The following is a 16,644-nucleotide window of genomic DNA, read 5'->3' on the forward strand; positions in this document are numbered from 1 at the left end:
GGCGCGCGGTGGTCTCGATCAGTGGGCGAAGTGCCGCGAACCGGTCAGGTACAGCGTGACGCCCGCTTCCCGGGCCAGGTCGATGGTCTCCTGGTCGCGCACCGACCCGCCCGGTTGCACGATCGCCCGCACCCCGGCCTGGATGAGCTGCTGCGGGCCGTCCGGGAACGGGAAGAACGCGTCGGAGGCCGCGACCGAGCCCTTGGCCCGATCGCCCGCGCGCTGCACGGCCAACTGCACCGCATCCACCCGGTTCACCTGGCCCATGCCGACACCGACGGAGGCGCCGTCGTGGGCCAGCAGGATCGCGTTGGACTTCACCGCCCGGCAGGCGCGCCAAGCGAATTCGAGATCGGCCAGCGTCTCGGCATCGGCCGCCGCACCCGCGACCAACGTCCAGTTGGCCGGGTCGTCGCCCGCGGCATCGAGGATATCGCGCTGCTGCAGCAGCGCGCCGCCGCTGATCGGGCGCAGTTCGGCGCCCGCCCGGCGCGGCGGCTCGGCGACCAGGATGCGCACGTTCTTCTTGCGCTGCAACACTTCCACCGCGCCGTCGGCGTAGGCGGGGGCCACGATCACCTCGGTGAAGATCTCGGCGACCTGCTCGGCCAGCTCGACGGTGACCTCGCGGTTGGCCGCGATGACCCCGCCGAACGCGCTCACCGGATCACACGCGTGCGCCTTGCGATGCGCCTCGGCGATATCGGCGCCCACCGCGATGCCACACGGGTTGGCGTGCTTGATGATCGCCACCGTCGGACCGGTGTGGTCGTAGGCGGCGCGCCACGCGGCGTCGGCATCGGTGTAGTTGTTGTACGACATCTCCTTGCCGTGCAACTGACGCGCCTGCGCGAGACCGGCACTGCCGCCGTTGTCGGTGTACAGCGCCGCGGCCTGATGCGGGTTCTCGCCGTAACGCAGCACGGCGGCGCGCTCCCAGGTGCCGCCGAGCCAGCCGGGGAATTGCTCGTCCGCCTCGGCGGGGGCCTGCGCGACACCGGGCACGAGCACCGAGGTCATCCAGCTCGCCACCGCGACGTCATAGCTTGCCGTGTGCTGAAAAGCCTTGGCCGCCAACGCGGTCCGCTCGGGCAGGGTGAACCCGCCGGACTCTGCCGCAGCAAGCACCCGGTCGTAGTCGCCGCTGTCGACGACGACCGCGACGGACGGATGATTCTTCGCGGCCGCCCGCACCATCGACGGCCCGCCGATGTCGATCTGCTCGACGCACTCGTCCGGGGTCGCGCCGCTGGCGACGGTCGCGGTGAACGGGTACAGGTTCACCACCACCAGCTCGAACGCCGCCACCCCCAGTTCGGCCAGCTGATCGGCGTGCTCCTGCTTGCGCAGGTCGGCGAGGATGCCCGCGTGCACCCGCGGGTGCAGCGTCTTCACCCGCCCGTCGAGGGTCTCCGGGAAACCGGTGAGCTCCTCGACCTTGGTCACCGGGATACCGGCGTCGGCGATCTTGCTCGCGGTCGAGCCGGTCGAGACCAGCTCGATGCCCGCAGCGTGCAGACCGGTCGCGAGTTCGACGAGGCCGGTCTTGTCGTAGACACTCACCAGGGCCCGGCGCAACGGCTTGCGCTCATACTCGCTCATCAGGGATTACTGCCTTTCGTCCGTCGGAAACAATGCCCCGCGTCGCGGCGGCGGCGACCACCTGCGCCAGCAACCGCCGTTCGACAACCTTGATGCGCTCGTGCAGGCTCGCCTCGTCGTCGTCGGGCAGCACCGGCACCGCCTCCTGCGCGAGGATCGGGCCGGTGTCGACGCCCGCGTCGACCAGGTGCACGGTCGAGCCGGTGACCCGCACGCCGTAGGCGAGCGCGTCACGCACCCCGTGCGCGCCGGCGAAGGCGGGCAGCAGCGCGGGATGGGTGTTGATGATCCGGCCGCCGAAGCGTCCGAGGAAGCGTGCGCCGAGGATCTTCATGAACCCGGCGGAGACCACGAGATCGGGCGCGTACCCCGCGACCGCGTCGGTGAGCGCGGCGTCCCAGGCGGCGCGATCGGGAAAGTCGTTCAGCGCCACCCGGAAATGCGGCACGCCCGCCGCTTCGGCATGCGCGGTCGCCGGGCAGGGACGGTCGACCCCGACGGCGACGATCCGTGCCGGGAAATCGGCGGCGGTGGCCGCGTCGAGCAGCGCGCGCAGCAGCGATCCGGTGCCCGAGGCGAGCACGACTACGGTCGCCGGAGTGGCGGTGGGGGTCCACCGGGCAGTGGGCGACGCGACGGGGTCGGCGGCCGGCGAAGGCGGCGGGGTGGGTGAGCTCAGGGCTCTACTCCTGCGGTCGATCGGACGGCGGTCGGAACGGCTCCGCCGGGTAGAGCCTAACGACCGTCTACCCGGTGACTTTCCGGCAGGTCCGCCTCGACCACCTCGGCATCGACGATGTCCGGTGTGGTATTCGCGCCGGGGGCGCGCACCGTCTCGATGGACGTCTGTTCCTCGACGAGTTCGCCGTCCAGCGCCTCGTCCGGGTCCTGGTACGGATAGTCGTCGTACTCGTCGTCGAGGTATTCGCGGTCGTCGTTCGCGTAGTGATCGTCGGCGTAGTAATCGTCTTCGTAGTCGTCGGCGTAATAGTCGTGCTCGTCGTACGGATCGCTGTAATCCGCAGGCGCGGCGCCGACCGGGACGAGGAACCAGCGCGCGAAGGCCAGGCCGGCGTACCCGGGGACCGCCAGCCAGGCGAAGGTGACGGCGGCGAAGATCGGCAGATCCAGTCCGACCCGGCCGAAGGTGCCGAGTTCGCCGCCTGCCACTGCCGCGAGCAGCACCAGCACCAGGGTCGCCAGCGCGGCCGAGCTCAGCGTGGCCCACGGCGCGCCGATCCGGTCGGTCGAGCGCCGCGCGAGATCGAGCCCACCGAGCACCCCGATCGCCGCTGGGATCAGCAACAGCACCGGCCACCACGCGGGCGCGGGCCCGGTCGGCACCGCCACCAGCAGCGGCAGCGCCGGAATCGGTCCGCCCACCACGGCGAACAGGCCGAACGAGGCAGCGCCGATCTGCGCGGTCGAACCGACGAGCACACCGACCGCCTGCACCACCAGATTCGGCAGATAAGCCAGCGAGAGCAGGGTCAGCCCGAGCACGCCCGCGGCGTTGCCCGCGCCGGCGTAGGTGTCACCGACTCGCGAGACGTGCAGCAGGAACGACACGAGCGTGAGCACGCTGGCACAGCCGAGCAGGCGCAGCACCGCACGGCCCGCGCCGTACATGCCCGAGATCGCCCAATCCGGTAGGCGCAGCAGCGCGAAGACCCCTCGCCGGTTGGCGGCCGCGATCCCACCAAGGGCCGCAACCAGATACAGCCCGGCGACCCACGCGAAGGCGGCGAGCGTGTTCGGCGGTTGCAGCGCGACGACGCCGGAGGCGTCCTCGGCGACCGCGAGACAGATCGCCGTGATCAACAGGGGCCCGGCCAGCGCGGCGCCGACGATCCAGCCGAGATCGGCTCGGGTACTGCCGGGTTCGACCGCGCGCGCGCATTCGCGGCCGGCCAGCCAGACCACGAGCGCCGTCGGCAGCAACGGCAGCAGGCCGAGCGAGGTCTTGCCGATCACCAGCGGAACCTGATGCACGCCAAGCCATCCCGCGGCGATGGCACCCGAGGTGCCGGCCAGATTGCTGCCCGAGGACAACAGGGCGGCGAGCATGAGGACGATGATCGCGGTGAGTGCGTAGGTGGTCGGTCGTCCGGCGACCAGCACGAGGACCCGGGCCCGCTCCGGGGTCAGCGACAGAAACCCGGCCCCTTCGGCGTCGGCGTGCGGTTCCGGCACACCGCGGGACTCGGCGGTCCGGCGCGCAAGGGAGTTCCTGGGGGCGTTCATGACAATTCAGCGTGGCAGCTTCCCCGGCGCGAGCGGGTCAGGCGCGCCGCGAACTCGCGCCGGGAAGGACTGCTACTTGTTGTCTTCGGACGGCCGGAACGCCTGGGTGGCGTCGGAGGCCGGATCGCCGCTCTGCTCCCCGCCGAACGGCTGCGCGGACTGCTGTGCGCCCGGCTGGCTCGGCTGCCCGTAGTTCGACGCACCGTACGGCGACTGCTGGGCGGGCTGCTGGGTCGAGCCGAAGTGCTGCGTGGCGCCCTCGTCCGGGCGGGCCTGGGGCACGCTCGGCTGACTCGGCTGGCTCTGCCCGTACGGCGAACCCTGCTGCGCCGCACCGAAAGCCGTGGTCGGCTGGCCGTAGGACGGCTGCTGCCCGTAGGCCTGGCCCGGCTGCTGGCCGTACGCGGGCTGGCCCGGCTGGCTCTGGCCGTACGGCGAAGCCTGCTGTGCCGCACCGTAACCGGCCTGCTGGCCGTAAGGAGACTGCTGGCCGTACGACTGGGCGGGCTGCTGCTGCCCGTAACCCTGCTGCTGCCCGTAGCCGGGCTGGCTCTGACCGAATGACGCGCCGGGCTGCTGCTGGCCGTAACCACCCTGGGCGTAACCCTGCGGCGCCGGGGCGGCCGGACGCGGCGCCGGGGCCTTGACGAGGCCCGATTCGAGCAGCACCGCGCCGATCGCCAGCGCGGCCTGCGCGAAGGCAAGCACGAGCAGGATGTAGGCGCCCCACTTCAGCTCGATGCCGTCGACGAGGGTGAACGAGTGCAGCAGCAGCGCGAGGAAACCCGCGACCGAAGCCGCCGCGGCCGCGCCGGTCCAGCTCTGCTTCGGCAATACCGACAACGCGGCGAGTAACCCACCCAGCAGCAGGATGCCGACCAGCGAGGCGCCGGAGAACCCGAACAGGCTGACGGTCTCGTCGGGCGACACCCGAGTCCCGCCGATTTCGACCGGCTTCGAGCCCACATACGGCAGGAAACCGAGCAGGAAGTTGATCACACCGAGCGCGGCGACACCGACCACCAGGAAGAACGGCAGACCCTTGGACTCGGCACCGGACGCACTCGAGCCGGAGCTGGCACCACCTGCCGTCGAACCGAAGCTTGCGGATGTGGATGGCGCGGGTGTGTTGTACCCGGAGCCCCCGGACGGGTATGACATGTCGTCGTCTCCTAGGTCGAGTCATACGTGGTCTGTGCTGGCTGGATCTTCTCCTGACGCTACTGCACTCGCCCGCCCAGGTCACCCTCAACGGACCGGCCGGACGGCATGCTCGTTCGTTTCCGAGCAGGTCGCGGGCCGTTTGCCGACGGCAAGCACTACCTCGTGGAAGCAGTTCCAGCGGCCGTGTCCGGCAAAGGACGCGCGACGGCCCGGAGCCATGTCACCGAACGGACACGGCGCCGGGCCGTGGACACCCATCAGTACTGCGGCTTGATGTACCACGCCCCGGGGGCTCCCTCGCAGGTGTAGTCGGCCCATTCGCCGTTCTCCATACCGAGGTTGCCCTGGCGTTCGCAGGTCGCCAGCTGCTCGTACGGGCCGAGACCGGTCTGCTCCGGCGCGGCCGCGGCGATGCTGTCGGTCAGTCCGGCGCCGAACAGCCCGGCGAAAGTGATCGCGGCGACGGCCGCGAAACGTGCGATGGTCATATCGAATTCCTTCGTGGTCGGTCGGATAGCGCTGACGTGCGCTGGTCAGCGCGGGACGAGTCGCCAGGCGCCGTAGCTGCCGACACAGTCGAAGTCCTGCCACTCGCCGGCCTCGACGCCCTGGTTGCCGCGGCCGAGGCACTGGTGCTCGTATTCGAACGGGCCGAGGCTGCCTGGGGCTGCGGGGGCGGCCGAGCCGCTGTCGAACGGACCCGCGTGCGCGGGGGCGAGGGTGCCGAGCAAGCCGGCGACGGTCAGTGCGGCGGTCGCGGCGACGCGTGCGGCCGCAATGCGGGGAGTGGTCATGATCGTTGCTTCCTGTGCGGGTGTATGGCGTTGTGCGAACCAGACTCCCGGCCGGCCGTCTCAGCGCGGTTTCACCTACATTTCACGAGCTAGGAAGCATTTTCACGACGGTGGCTCGGGGCCGGACAGTCGGTCGGCGTAGCGATGCCAGCCGAAACCGGCGGCGGCGAACTCGGCGCGGAGTTCGGCCCGCAGCGCGCGGGCGCCCGCGTGATCGCCCTCCGCCTGCCGCACTGTCACGGTGACCGCGCGGGCGGCGAGCAACGGCACACCGGCCGGCGCGGTGGCCATGAACTCGTCGAGCAGCGCCCTGGCCGCGGCCGGTTCGCCCTTGGCGAGGAGCACGTCGGCCAGGTCGACCCGGGCGAAACCGGTCGCGTCCTCCTCGTGCGCGAGAGCGGCACGGCAATAGGACTCCGCCGCGTCGAGCTGACCGGTGGCGAGCGCGGCGGCGGCGCGGGTGAGATCGTTCAGCGGCAGGATCTGCCGATCGTCCAGGCGGCGCGCGTAGCGATCGGATTCCGCCACGGCCGCGAGTGCCTCGTCCAGCCGGCCGAGCTCGAGCAGGGCTTTGGCCTGATTGCTCAGCCCACGCGAAAGGCCGTGCTCGTCCTCGTGCACCGCGTCCACCTTGGTGGAGCGGGTGTACGCGGCCAGCGCCTCGGCCGGATCGCCCGCGTACAGCAGCGCAGTGCCGAGCGCGTCCGCGAACGACGCGCCCTGGGTGTCGCGCACGGCCAGATGTTCGCCCTGCTGCAAACGCTCGATCGCCTCGGACAACCTGCCGCGTTCGATATCGACGATGCCCTGGTAGTACCGCACCGTCTGGGCGAGTTCCGCGTCGTCCAGCGGCTCGGCCACCGCGCTCGCGCGGGCCAGCTGCGCGGCGGCGGTATCGAGGTCCCCGGTCATCAAAGTGTGGAAACCGTAGTGACTCAACGCCTCTGCCAGCTCTTGCGGCGTGAGGGCGACGGCTTCGGTGCGGGCCGCGTTTTCGGTCGGCACCGCATTCTCCGTCAGCACCGCGTAGTGGCGTTGCGCCTCCCGGAACCAGGCCCGGGCCAGCCAGGGCACATGCATGTCGACCGCGAGCCGCAGAGCGTCGGCGGCGCGTGCGGTGCCCGGCGACTGTTCCAGCGCGGCAAGGATGTTCGGCCACTCCGCGAAGACGGCCGCCACCGATTCGGCGGCGGCGAAATCATCGGACGCGCCGATCGAGCGCACCAGGTCGCGGCACCAGCGCAGATGCCTGGCGCGCAGATCCTCGGTCTCCGCGGCGGCGGCGAGCCGGGACAGGGCGTAGTCGCGCACCGTCTCCAGTAGCACGAATCTTCTTGTCGCCCCGACGTTCTGCACAGTGACCAGGCTCCGGTTCACCAGATCGGCGAGGGCGGGGGCGATATCGCCGGACTCGATGTCCGCATCCGGTAGCACGGCCTCGGCCGCCTCTAGCGTGCAGCCGCCCGCGAACACCCCGAGCCTGCGCAATACCGTCTGTTCCCGTTCGGCCAGTAGTTCGTGGCTCCAGTCCAGGGCGACGCGCAAGCTGGTGTGCCGTCCGCCCGCGGCGTCGCGCGCGCCGCCGACCAACAGCCGGACCCGGTCGTCGATCCGTTGTGCCAGTTGGGAAATCGTCAGCGTTCTGGTGAGACCGGCGGCCAACTCGATGCCCAGCGGCAGCCAGTCGACCGCGGCACAGATCGCCACCAGTTCGTCCCGCTCGGCCGCGGTCACCAGGCCGTGCAGGCCGGCGCGCTCGATGAACAGCGCGACGCCGACGCTGCGGTCCAGCGGCCCCAGCGGATACACCGACTCCCCCGGTATCCCCAGTGACCGTTGCGAAGTGATCAGTACACCGAATCCCGCTGCGGCCGTAGCGAGTTCGGCCACCGCGTCGAGTACGTGTTCCGCGTTGTCGAGCACCAGGAGCGCGCCGGGGGCCGCGGCGAGTGCCGCGACAATTCCGGGCAGCGGCCCGTTCGCATCGATCGCGCCCTCGGCGGCCAACCCGGCCGCGGCCAAAGCCGCTGCCACAGCGGGCAATACATCCTCGGCACGGCCGAGCGGCGCCAGTTCGACCAGCACCACCGGCCGACCGGACGCGCCGATCGAGCGCGCGAGTTCGGCGGCCAGTCGTGACTTGCCACTGCCCGCGACGCCGACCAGCGTCGTGCGGGCCGGTTCGGCGAGCCGGGCGGTGAGCGTGGCGAATTCGCGACCACGACCGACAAAGCTGGTCAACGGCGCGGCCAGTACCGCGCCCGGCCGCGGTTCGGCCACCGCCGAGTCGCCGGTCTGCGCAGCGCTCTCCTCGGAACGCGCCATGTCGATCGGCTCGACACCCCGGGCGGCCCGCAGCGCCGGATCGTGGTCCAGGATGCGCAGTTCCAGCTGCGCGGTGTCGGGTGCGGGGTCCACGCCCAGCTCCTCCGACAGCGCGCGCCGCAACCGCGCCAGCCGTTCCAGCGCGTCGGCCTGCCGTCCGGTGCGATACAGAGCCAACGCCAGTAGACAGGACAGCGGCTCGTGCAGCGGGTGCCGCGCCACCAGCCCGGTCAGTTCCGTGACCACCTCACCGGCCGCGCCGAGTTCGAGATTGGCTTCCAGGCCCGCCACGGTCAGCGACAATCGCCAATCGTCGAGTCGTTCGCCCTCGGCCGCCGCGAACGGAATGGTCCGCAGATCGGCGAGCGCGGGTCCACGCCACAGCGCGAGCGCCTCCCGCGCCGCGCTTGCCACGGTGCGGTAGTCACCCGCCCGGCGCGCGGTATGCAACCGCTGTGCGGCCGCCTCCGCGTCGAGCAGATCCGTCGCGCTCACCCGCGCCTGATATCCCGCGGAGGTCCGTCCGATCACCTCCGCCAACGGTCCGAGCGCAGCGCGCAGCCGCGACACCACGACCCGCAGCCGCTGCACCGGCCGCTCGACCTCGGCCCCCCACAAATCCTCGGCCAGCCGCCCGTCCGGCACCGGAACGCGATTCGCCAACGCCAATCGCACCAACACTGCCCGTTCCAGCGGCCGATCGACGGTCACCGCGACACCGTCAGCCCACGCCTGCACTGGACCCAACACCAGCACATCCACGCTGACAAGCATGCCCTGTCCGATATGCCGCCGTCTGCTCGCGGCCGGTGAAAACTTCGCACTGAACCGAACACGTGCCAGTCTCGTATCCCCTACGCGGGCGTGGATTGTCCCGCGACCCAGAAAACTGCAGATGGTCGGTCAGGCCGCTCGGCTCCTGCCCAGGTCGAGCCCACCGCCATACATGACGAAGGCCGCCCCCGGTATCGGGAGGCGGCCTTCGTTCGGTGCTGCGCCGGCCGGTCAGACCTCGACGCTGGCCTTCTCCAGGATTTCGCGAGCCAGTGCGGCGGTCTCGGACGGCGTCTTGCCGACCTTGACGCCCGCGGCCTCCAGCGCGTCCTTCTTGGCCTGGGCGGTGCCGGCCGAGCCGGAGACGATGGCGCCCGCGTGGCCCATGGTCTTGCCCTCGGGGGCGGTGAAGCCCGCGACGTAACCGACGACCGGCTTGGTGACGTTGTCCTTGATGTAGGCCGCGGCCCGCTCCTCGGCGTCGCCGCCGATCTCACCGATCATCACGATCAGCTTGGTCTCCGGGTCCTTCTCGAACGCCTCGATGGCGTCGATGTGGGTGGTGCCGATGACCGGGTCGCCGCCGATGCCGATGGCGGTGGAGAAGCCGAAATCGCGCAGCTCGTACATCATCTGGTAGGTCAGGGTGCCGGACTTGGACACCAGGCCGACCGGGCCCTTGCCGGTGATGTTGGCCGGGGTGATGCCGACCAGCGCCTCGCCGGGGGTGATGATGCCGGGGCAGTTCGGGCCGATGATCCGGGTCTTGTTGCCCTTCTCCACGTTGTAGGCCCACGCGAACGCGGTGTCCTGCACCGGGATGCCCTCGGTGATGACCACCAGCAGCGGGATCTCCGCGTCGATGGCCTCGATGATGGCGTCCTTGGCGAACTTCGGCGGCACGAACGCGATGGAGACGTCGGCGCCGGTCTCCTTGATGGCCTCGGCGACGGTGCCGTACACCGGCAGCTCGACCGCGTTGCCGTCCTTGTCGGTGTGCGCGACGGTGGTGCCCGCCTTGCGCGCGTTGACGCCACCGACGACCTGGGTGCCGGCCTTGAGCATCAGCGCGGTGTGCTTGGTGCCCTCGCCACCGGTGATGCCCTGGACGATGACCTTCGAATCCTTGTTGAGGAAGATAGACATTTCCGGGTTCCTTACTTGGCCGCTGCCAGTTCGGCGGCCTTGTCGGCGCCTTCGTCCATTGTCTGCGCGAGCGTGATCAGCGGGTGCGCGGCATCGACGAGAATCTGCCTGCCCTCGTCCACCTTGTTGCCGTCGAGCCGGACGACCAGCGGCTTGTTCGCCTCGGCGCCCAGGATCTCCAGCGCCTTGACGATGCCGTTGGCGACCGCGTCACAGGCGGTGATGCCACCGAAGACATTCACGAACACGCTCTTGACCTGCGCGTCACCGAGGATGACGTCCAGGCCCGCGGCCATCACCTCGGCCGAGGCGCCGCCACCGATGTCGAGGAAGTTGGCGGGCTTGACGCCGCCGTGGTTCTCGCCCGCGTACGCGACCACGTCGAGGGTCGACATGACCAGACCGGCGCCGTTGCCGATGATGCCGACCTCACCGTCGAGCTTGACGTAGTTGAGGTCGTTCTCCTTGGCCTTGAGCTCCAAGGGATCGGTCGCGTCCTTGTCCGCGAAGGCCTCGTGGTCCGCGTGCCGGAACTCGGCGTTCTCGTCCAGGGTGACCTTGCCGTCCAGGGCGAGGATCTCGTCCCGCGGGGTGCGCACCAGGGGGTTGACCTCCACCAGGGTGGCGTCTTCCTTGACGAACACCTCCCACAGCTTCTGGATGGTCACGGCCGCGGCGTCGAGCACGTCGGCGGGCAAGTGGCCCTGCTCGGCGATCGAGCGGGCGAACGCGAGATCGACGCCCTTGACGGCGTCGACGGGAACCTTGGCGAGGCGCTCGGGCTTGGTCGCGGCGACCTCTTCGATCTCCATGCCGCCTTCCACCGAGCACATGGCCAGGTAGGTGCGGTTGGACCGGTCGAGCAGGAAGGAGATGTAGTACTCCTCCGCGATGTCCTTGGCTTCGGCGACAAGGATCTTCTTGGTGATGTGGCCCTTGATATCCAGGCCGAGGATGTTCTGCGCGTGCGTGAACGCGTCGTCCGCGGTCGCGGCGTACTTGACGCCGCCCGCCTTGCCACGGCCACCGGCCTTGACCTGGGCCTTGATCATCACCGGCTTGCCGATTTCCTCCGCGATGGCGCGGGCGTCCTCGGCCGTGTCCGTGACGCGGCCCTCGGACGAAGGCACTCCGTGCTTAACGAAGAGCTCCTTCGCCTGATATTCGAAGAGATCCATGTACTCACCGTCTCGTCTGCGTTGCGATGACAACGTCTTTGTTGGCGGCCCGACGTCGGAAGCGGGTCGGGTCGGACTCTAATCAGTCACATGGACGGCCAATCGGCCACGTTCATCCTAAGTGGCGCAGGTCACGGGCCGATACGCGCGGCGGAAAAACCGCTGGCCAACGCTACTCGCGAGTAGGTTGCTGGCACCGCGCCAGGTAGACCCGCCGAACCCGCACACAAGGCCGGATCTACTACACGCTGTCGTCGAAAAGTCGCGCCCGCATGCCCAATGCACAGATAGATATTCCGTGCTGTTAGCGTGATCAATCTCACATGTTCGGACAGATGGGCCGCAGCGCTTGCGGACCCTGCAATCGTTTCGTTACCGTCATTGCGGTCGATGTCACAGCACGGTCACGACTAGGAGGACGGCAAGCTTGACGCAGCACAGCACTCCGCAGATGGAGAGCCGTTCCGCAGTTGACCCGTCGAAGCCGCTGATCAGCAGGCACCTCGGCCCCGCGAACATCTCCCGCTTCACGATGTGGCACAGCCGATGAACCATCGCTCCGCCCTTATTCCTGAACATCGCGCCCGGACCGGTCATCGTTATCGCGACGACGAATCCTTCGGCGCGCAGGCGACACCCGGTACGTCCCGTGGTCCGTCGGTTGACCGGCAACGGAACTCGCTCTACGCCGCGCCTGCCGCGGCGGCGCCGGTGGACTACAGCTCCCGCGACAACGCCTGGTCCACGAACGACTCGTGGTCCCAGCAGGATTCGTGGGCGCCGCAGGACACCTGGTCGCAGCAGGAGTCCTGGTCCGACGGCGGCGCCTGGAACTCGGGCGACGCCTGGGCCGAGGAAGAGACCTGGGCACCCGAAGACGGCACCTGGGCGCCGGAAGAATCCTGGGCTCCCGAGGCCGAGACCGAAACCCCGGACACTCCGGCCACACCGACCGTGATTCCCGGCCGCCGCGCCGCCAAACGTGGTGGCGCGCATCGGCTGCCCGCCCCGCCCGCCGCCCTCAAGGGTCGCGCCGCGGTGGCCGCCGTCGCCGCCGGTGCCGTGGTCGCGGCCGGACAAGCGGCTCTCGCCTCGCCGGAACAGCCGAGTCAAGCCGTCGACTACGAGGCCGCCGGGCAGATCCACGAGATCGCCGCCCAATCGGTCAGCCTCGCCGACCCCGCCGTCTCGGCGGAGTCGCCACAGATCCTCAACGCCTCCGGGCCGACCCACCTCGGCGACTTCAACGACATCCTGCAAAAGGGTCAGAAGTACGCGCAGGACATGGCCGCCGCGGAAGCGGCGAAACTGCGCCCCCTGTTCACCAAGTTCGCCGCCGGTAACTTCACCTCCGGCTTCGGCGCCCGCTGGGGTGTACAGCATCTCGGCATCGATATCGCCGGCCCGATCGGCACCCCGATCGTCGCCGTCGCCGACGGCACCGTCATCGAAGCGGGCCCCGCCGCCGGCTTCGGCATGTGGGTTCGCCTGCTGCACGACGACGGCACCGTCACCATCTACGGCCACATCGACACCGCCACGGTCTCCCAAGGCCAGCGCGTCATGGCCGGCGACCAGATCGCCACCATCGGCAACCGCGGCTTCTCCACCGGCCCGCACTGCCACTTCGAAGTGTGGTTGAACGGTTCCGACAAGATCGACCCGGTGCCCTGGTTGGCAACCCGCGGAATCAGCCTGGGCCCGCAACGGGACTAGGGCTCGAGTTTTCGTGCCGAAGGTGTGCGAGCAGGGCTGACGAGCCGCGATTTCGGTTCGGCGGACGTGAGTTTCGGCCTGGTGTGCCCGGACTGGCTGCGGCGCACTCCACTTCAGTTCGCCGTACCCGTTGCCGCTCGGCACACCCCCTATGAGTTGCCACAGCCCTCTGGTGCGGACACATTCGCTACGGGATGCCGCCGCGTGTCTCGTTGGTCGGTTGATCAGGAGGAAATGGTGGCGGCATCGGCCGAGAGGCCCCCGCCACCAGTTCCTCCTGATCGACTGACCAGCTATGTCAACTCACCTGGGCCCGTGGCGTAGGCGGAGTGCTGGCGCTGACGTCGGGGGTGGGCGGGGTCAGGGGGTGCGTCGGGTTCCTTCTTCGCCCGGTTCGGGGAGGACTTCGCCGCCTTCCATGATCCAGCTGGCGGCGAATTCGATGAGGATGATCTCGACGGCGGAAGGGGCCATGCCGGCGGCTGTGGCGATAGCGGTTTGCATGGAGCGTTCCAGGCGGGCGAAGAGGTCTGGGGTGCGGTTTCCGCCGCCGCGGACGCCCGCGATGACGGACAGTTCGATGCCGGGGCGGAGCGCGTGGCCGTGGAGGAGGACCACACTGACGAATCCGGATGGTGCGCCGGTGATCTCACAGTGCGTGGCGGTGACAGCAGCCGCGACCGCCCTGTGCGTGGCCGCGTCTGGGCGGACGCGGCAAGCGATGTTGTAGAGCGGCATGTCAACTCCGATCACGATTCGCGGGACTCACGAACCGACTCCGCGCAAGGCGGCAGACGGCACGCTGGGCGGCGGTGTCTAGGCAGGTACGACGTGCGACGCGGTAGAGCGGCATGTCGGCTCCGATCGAATCAATGACCTGCGAGTCGACTCTCCGCACGAGGCGACAGACGGCCGGCTGCGTGACGATGTCCAGGCGAGCACGACCGGCGACGTTGCATAGCGGCATGTCAACTCCGATCACGATTCGCGGAGATCGCGAGCCCACGGGCGAGGTGGAAGACACCGAATGGGGAGTGGGGGTGTCTGTGCGCGTGCGGCGGGCGACGACATGTCAGCTCCGGGGGTGGTTTGCGGGGATCGCGAAGCGGCCCTGGGTGATGCGGGAGGCGGCGAGCTGGGCGAGGGTGCGTAGGAGGAAGCGGGGACGGGCGGCGGGGCGGATGCGGTCGCGGTTCAGTTCCAGGTAGCGGGCGAACAGCGAGGTGTCGACCAGAGCGAGCATGAGATCGTCGGGACCGGCCCCGGTGACGGCGTTCCAGGCCTCGCTCATCGCGCGCATCGCAGGTTCGCGGCGGGCGGCAGGCAGGCCGTCCTCGGTTTCGACGAGCACCCACGACATGGTCGAAGGATGGTTGTCGGTGAAGGACTGGCCGGGCGGGATCTCGCACCACACCACGACCACCCGCTCGCCGCCGCCCAGCGTCTGCCGGTAGGCGTCGGCCAGAGCACGCTCGGCGGCCCGGCATCGAGCGGAACTCAGGCTGCCCTGCTGGATCGTGCCCAGTATCCGGCGCACCGCTCCTCCTCACGAACCACGCCCGTGGTCACCCCGGACGGTAGTGCACCGATCGTTCTACTTCAAGAGCGCACCGTTCCCACCAGCGCAGACATCTTCCACGTACGCCAACGAAAGCGCACAACCCCGGCAGCCCAACAGCACAGATGACCGTGCACATGTACGAACACCTGCGCTTTCGCCCGAGCATTCCGTTCCTGCGCAGACCCCGGTGCACGCGAGAAACCCAGCGCCCAAGGGACTTCGCACACGCAAACTCCACACGTGCAGAGGTGCCGCGTAGAGGACTCCGCCTAGGCGCGAAAACTCACACACGCACAAACACCCCGGCGCACACTAACTCCGCACGCACGAACAACCGGCACAGCATGACTCGCACCGACCCCGACCCGGCACACTCACCCCCTGTCCGGCGCACCCGAGGCCATCCCACAGACACAAGGCGGTACACGCGAATTGCTTGGTACGCAGGACGCGGACGTGAGCGCGGACGCCGGCGCGGGCGCAGCGGAGGTCAGGCGCGGCCAAGGGTGGTGCAGCGCAGGTGCCGGACGCAGGCGCGGGTGATGGGGCGGGTGCCAGCAGGGGCCAAGCGGGGCGCAGCGCGGGGTGCGGACGCGGACGCAGCGCAGGCATGGGAGGCGGGGACGGCGGTGTCGAAAGTCAGGGGTTGTCAGGGGGAGGGTTTGATGCAAACGAAGAGCCGGAGTGGGTGGGTGATGATGCGCACGTACTGTTCGGCGGGGGTTGGGGCTAGCGTCGGGAGTATGGCCGGCACAACGGTGTACACCCAGTTTCTTGCGGCGCCAACGGATGTCGTTTGGGGGGTGGTGGGGGATCCCCGGCGGTGGCCGGAGTGGAATCCCGCGGTGACCGCGGTGCGGCTGCATGGGTCGGTCGCGGTGGGGACGACGGGGGACTATCTGCCGAAAGGGCGGGTCTTCGAGGCATTGCACGGGCGGACGGCACCGCCGTTCGTGATCAGCACGTTGGTGCCGGGGCGGGCGCTGGCGATCGAGCAGCCGGAACCGGCGGGCCGGATGCGGCTGGCCTGGACGTTGACGCCGCGTGACGGCGGAACCGAGATCAGGCAGGAGCTCACGTTCTCGGGGCCTTCAGCGGGGGTCGCGCGGGCGGTGGTCGGCTCGCTGCTGGAGACCGATGCCCGCGTCTGCTTCGCGCGACTGGCCCGCTCGGCCGGTCTGGAACCTGCGGCGAAGGCCTTGTCGGTCGTAATCGCCGGGGGCACCGGCGCATTGGGCAAGCACCTAGCGGCTGATCTGACCTGCCGCGGTCATCGGGTGACGATTCTCACTCGACGCCGCGATCGCGGGCTACCTTTCACGCAGGTGGAGTGGGACGGCAGGACGGTCGGCAATTGGGTTGCCGCCCTGCGCAATCCAGGCCAGACCGCGATCATCAATCTGGCAGGCAAGCTGGTCGATTGCCGGCCGACGCCGCGCAATGTCGACGAATTGCAGCGCAGCCGTGTGGATTCGACCCGCGCACTGGTTGAGGCAGCCGCCTCGCTGGAGCAGCCGATCGACTACTGGGTGCAGGCCAGCACCACCGCCATCTGGTCGGACGCGGGCGAAATCCGTTGCACGGAAACAACTCCGCTGCCGGTCGGATTGCCGCAGATGACCGGGGTGGCGCAGCCGTGGGAGCAGGCGTTCGACGGCGCGAACGCCGCGCACTCGACGGTGCTGCGCACCTCGATCGTGCTCGACCCGCAGGCGCCCGCGCTGAAGCGACTGAGCCAGTTGACGAAAGCCGGGCTCGGCGGCCGGGTGGGGCCGGGCGACCAGTGGTTCAGCTGGATTCATGTGGAGGACTGGCTCGCCATCGTTCGCGCCGCCCTCGGCCTGGACCCGGCGGTGTCGCTACCGGACGGAATCCTGGTGGCCGCCACCGACTTTCCAGTACGCAACCGCGACCTGATGGCGGCACTGCGCAGACACCTGCGCCGTCCGCCCGCGCCGCCCACCCCGACCGCGATCCTGAAGCTCGGCGCGGTCGTCCTGCGCACCGACCCCGCACTCGGACTCACCGGCCGTCACGCCACCTCAGAAGTGCTCCGCACCACCGGATTCGTCTTCCGCTACCCCACCCTCGACGAAGCACTGACAAACCTGCTCCCCCGCTGAGACAAATCCCGAATCCC

The 16,644-nt window shown here is 69.6% G+C and carries 13 protein-coding genes; 2 read left to right on the forward strand and 11 right to left on the reverse strand.

Translation table 11 applies throughout. From position 1 onward, the window contains the following. Positions 1–18: 18 nt before the first annotated feature. The 9 genes from purH to sucC all read right to left on the reverse strand — a co-directional run bounded on the left by purH (position 19) and on the right by sucC (position 11,227). The gene (purH, locus tag NBRGI_RS17575) at positions 19–1,602 is read right to left on the reverse strand and encodes a bifunctional phosphoribosylaminoimidazolecarboxamide formyltransferase/IMP cyclohydrolase (RefSeq protein ID WP_029897656.1); all 1,584 of its coding nucleotides are present in this window, start codon (positions 1,600–1,602) and stop codon (positions 19–21) included. Continuing rightward, positions 1,589–2,281: a phosphoribosylglycinamide formyltransferase gene (gene purN / locus NBRGI_RS17580; RefSeq protein ID WP_267467018.1), complete on the reverse strand. Its 693-nt coding sequence runs from the start codon at positions 2,279–2,281 to the stop codon at positions 1,589–1,591. The genes purH and purN overlap by 14 nt, the downstream gene beginning before the upstream one ends. Before the next feature lie 56 nt (positions 2,282–2,337). Further along, complete coding sequence (locus NBRGI_RS17590) at positions 2,338–3,846, reverse strand: cell division protein PerM (RefSeq protein ID WP_029897658.1); 1,509 nt, start codon at positions 3,844–3,846, stop codon at positions 2,338–2,340. A 72-nt stretch (positions 3,847–3,918) separates the two neighbouring features. Further along, entirely contained in the window at positions 3,919–5,007 is a 1,089-nt protein-coding gene (locus tag NBRGI_RS17595) for a DUF5336 domain-containing protein (RefSeq protein ID WP_029897659.1), read from the reverse strand. Between the two features lie 260 nt (positions 5,008–5,267). After that, a complete protein-coding gene (locus NBRGI_RS17600) occupies positions 5,268–5,498 on the reverse strand; it encodes a hypothetical protein (protein ID WP_029897660.1) in 231 nt (76 codons plus the stop codon). Between the two features lie 45 nt (positions 5,499–5,543). Beyond that, complete coding sequence (locus NBRGI_RS17605; protein WP_029897661.1) at positions 5,544–5,804, reverse strand: hypothetical protein; 261 nt, start codon at positions 5,802–5,804, stop codon at positions 5,544–5,546. A gap of 102 nt (positions 5,805–5,906) precedes the next feature. After that, complete coding sequence (locus NBRGI_RS45260; RefSeq protein WP_051727848.1) at positions 5,907–8,891, reverse strand: BTAD domain-containing putative transcriptional regulator; 2,985 nt, start codon at positions 8,889–8,891, stop codon at positions 5,907–5,909. A gap of 243 nt (positions 8,892–9,134) precedes the next feature. After that, on the reverse strand, positions 9,135–10,049 hold the full coding sequence (gene sucD / locus NBRGI_RS17620; RefSeq protein ID WP_029897662.1) for a succinate--CoA ligase subunit alpha: 915 nt from the start codon (positions 10,047–10,049) through the stop codon (positions 9,135–9,137). Positions 10,050–10,060: 11 nt separating this feature from the next. Continuing rightward, the gene (gene sucC, locus NBRGI_RS17625) at positions 10,061–11,227 is read right to left on the reverse strand and encodes an ADP-forming succinate--CoA ligase subunit beta (protein WP_029897663.1); all 1,167 of its coding nucleotides are present in this window, start codon (positions 11,225–11,227) and stop codon (positions 10,061–10,063) included. Between the two features lie 546 nt (positions 11,228–11,773). On the opposite strand from sucC, the gene NBRGI_RS17635 reads away from it, so the two are divergent. Beyond that, positions 11,774–12,943 (forward strand): M23 family metallopeptidase, encoded by a 1,170-nt coding sequence (locus NBRGI_RS17635; protein ID WP_029897664.1) that lies wholly within the window; start codon positions 11,774–11,776, stop codon positions 12,941–12,943. Positions 12,944–13,303: 360 nt separating this feature from the next. On the opposite strand, the gene NBRGI_RS17640 is transcribed toward NBRGI_RS17635, so the two are convergent. Together NBRGI_RS17640 and NBRGI_RS17645 are read right to left on the reverse strand one after the other, a co-directional pair. Continuing rightward, entirely contained in the window at positions 13,304–13,681 is a 378-nt protein-coding gene (locus NBRGI_RS17640; RefSeq protein ID WP_029897665.1) for a hypothetical protein, read from the reverse strand. Between the two features lie 334 nt (positions 13,682–14,015). Next, the gene (locus NBRGI_RS17645) at positions 14,016–14,480 is read right to left on the reverse strand and encodes a hypothetical protein (protein ID WP_029897666.1); all 465 of its coding nucleotides are present in this window, start codon (positions 14,478–14,480) and stop codon (positions 14,016–14,018) included. Between the two features lie 767 nt (positions 14,481–15,247). On the opposite strand from NBRGI_RS17645, the gene NBRGI_RS43910 reads away from it, so the two are divergent. Continuing rightward, complete coding sequence (locus NBRGI_RS43910) at positions 15,248–16,627, forward strand: DUF1731 domain-containing protein (protein ID WP_029897667.1); 1,380 nt, start codon at positions 15,248–15,250, stop codon at positions 16,625–16,627. Positions 16,628–16,644: the final 17 nt, after the last annotated feature.

Source organism: Nocardia brasiliensis IFM 10847, assembly GCF_000710915.1.
In the GTDB taxonomy this organism is placed as follows: domain Bacteria; phylum Actinomycetota; class Actinomycetes; order Mycobacteriales; family Mycobacteriaceae; genus Nocardia; species Nocardia brasiliensis_A.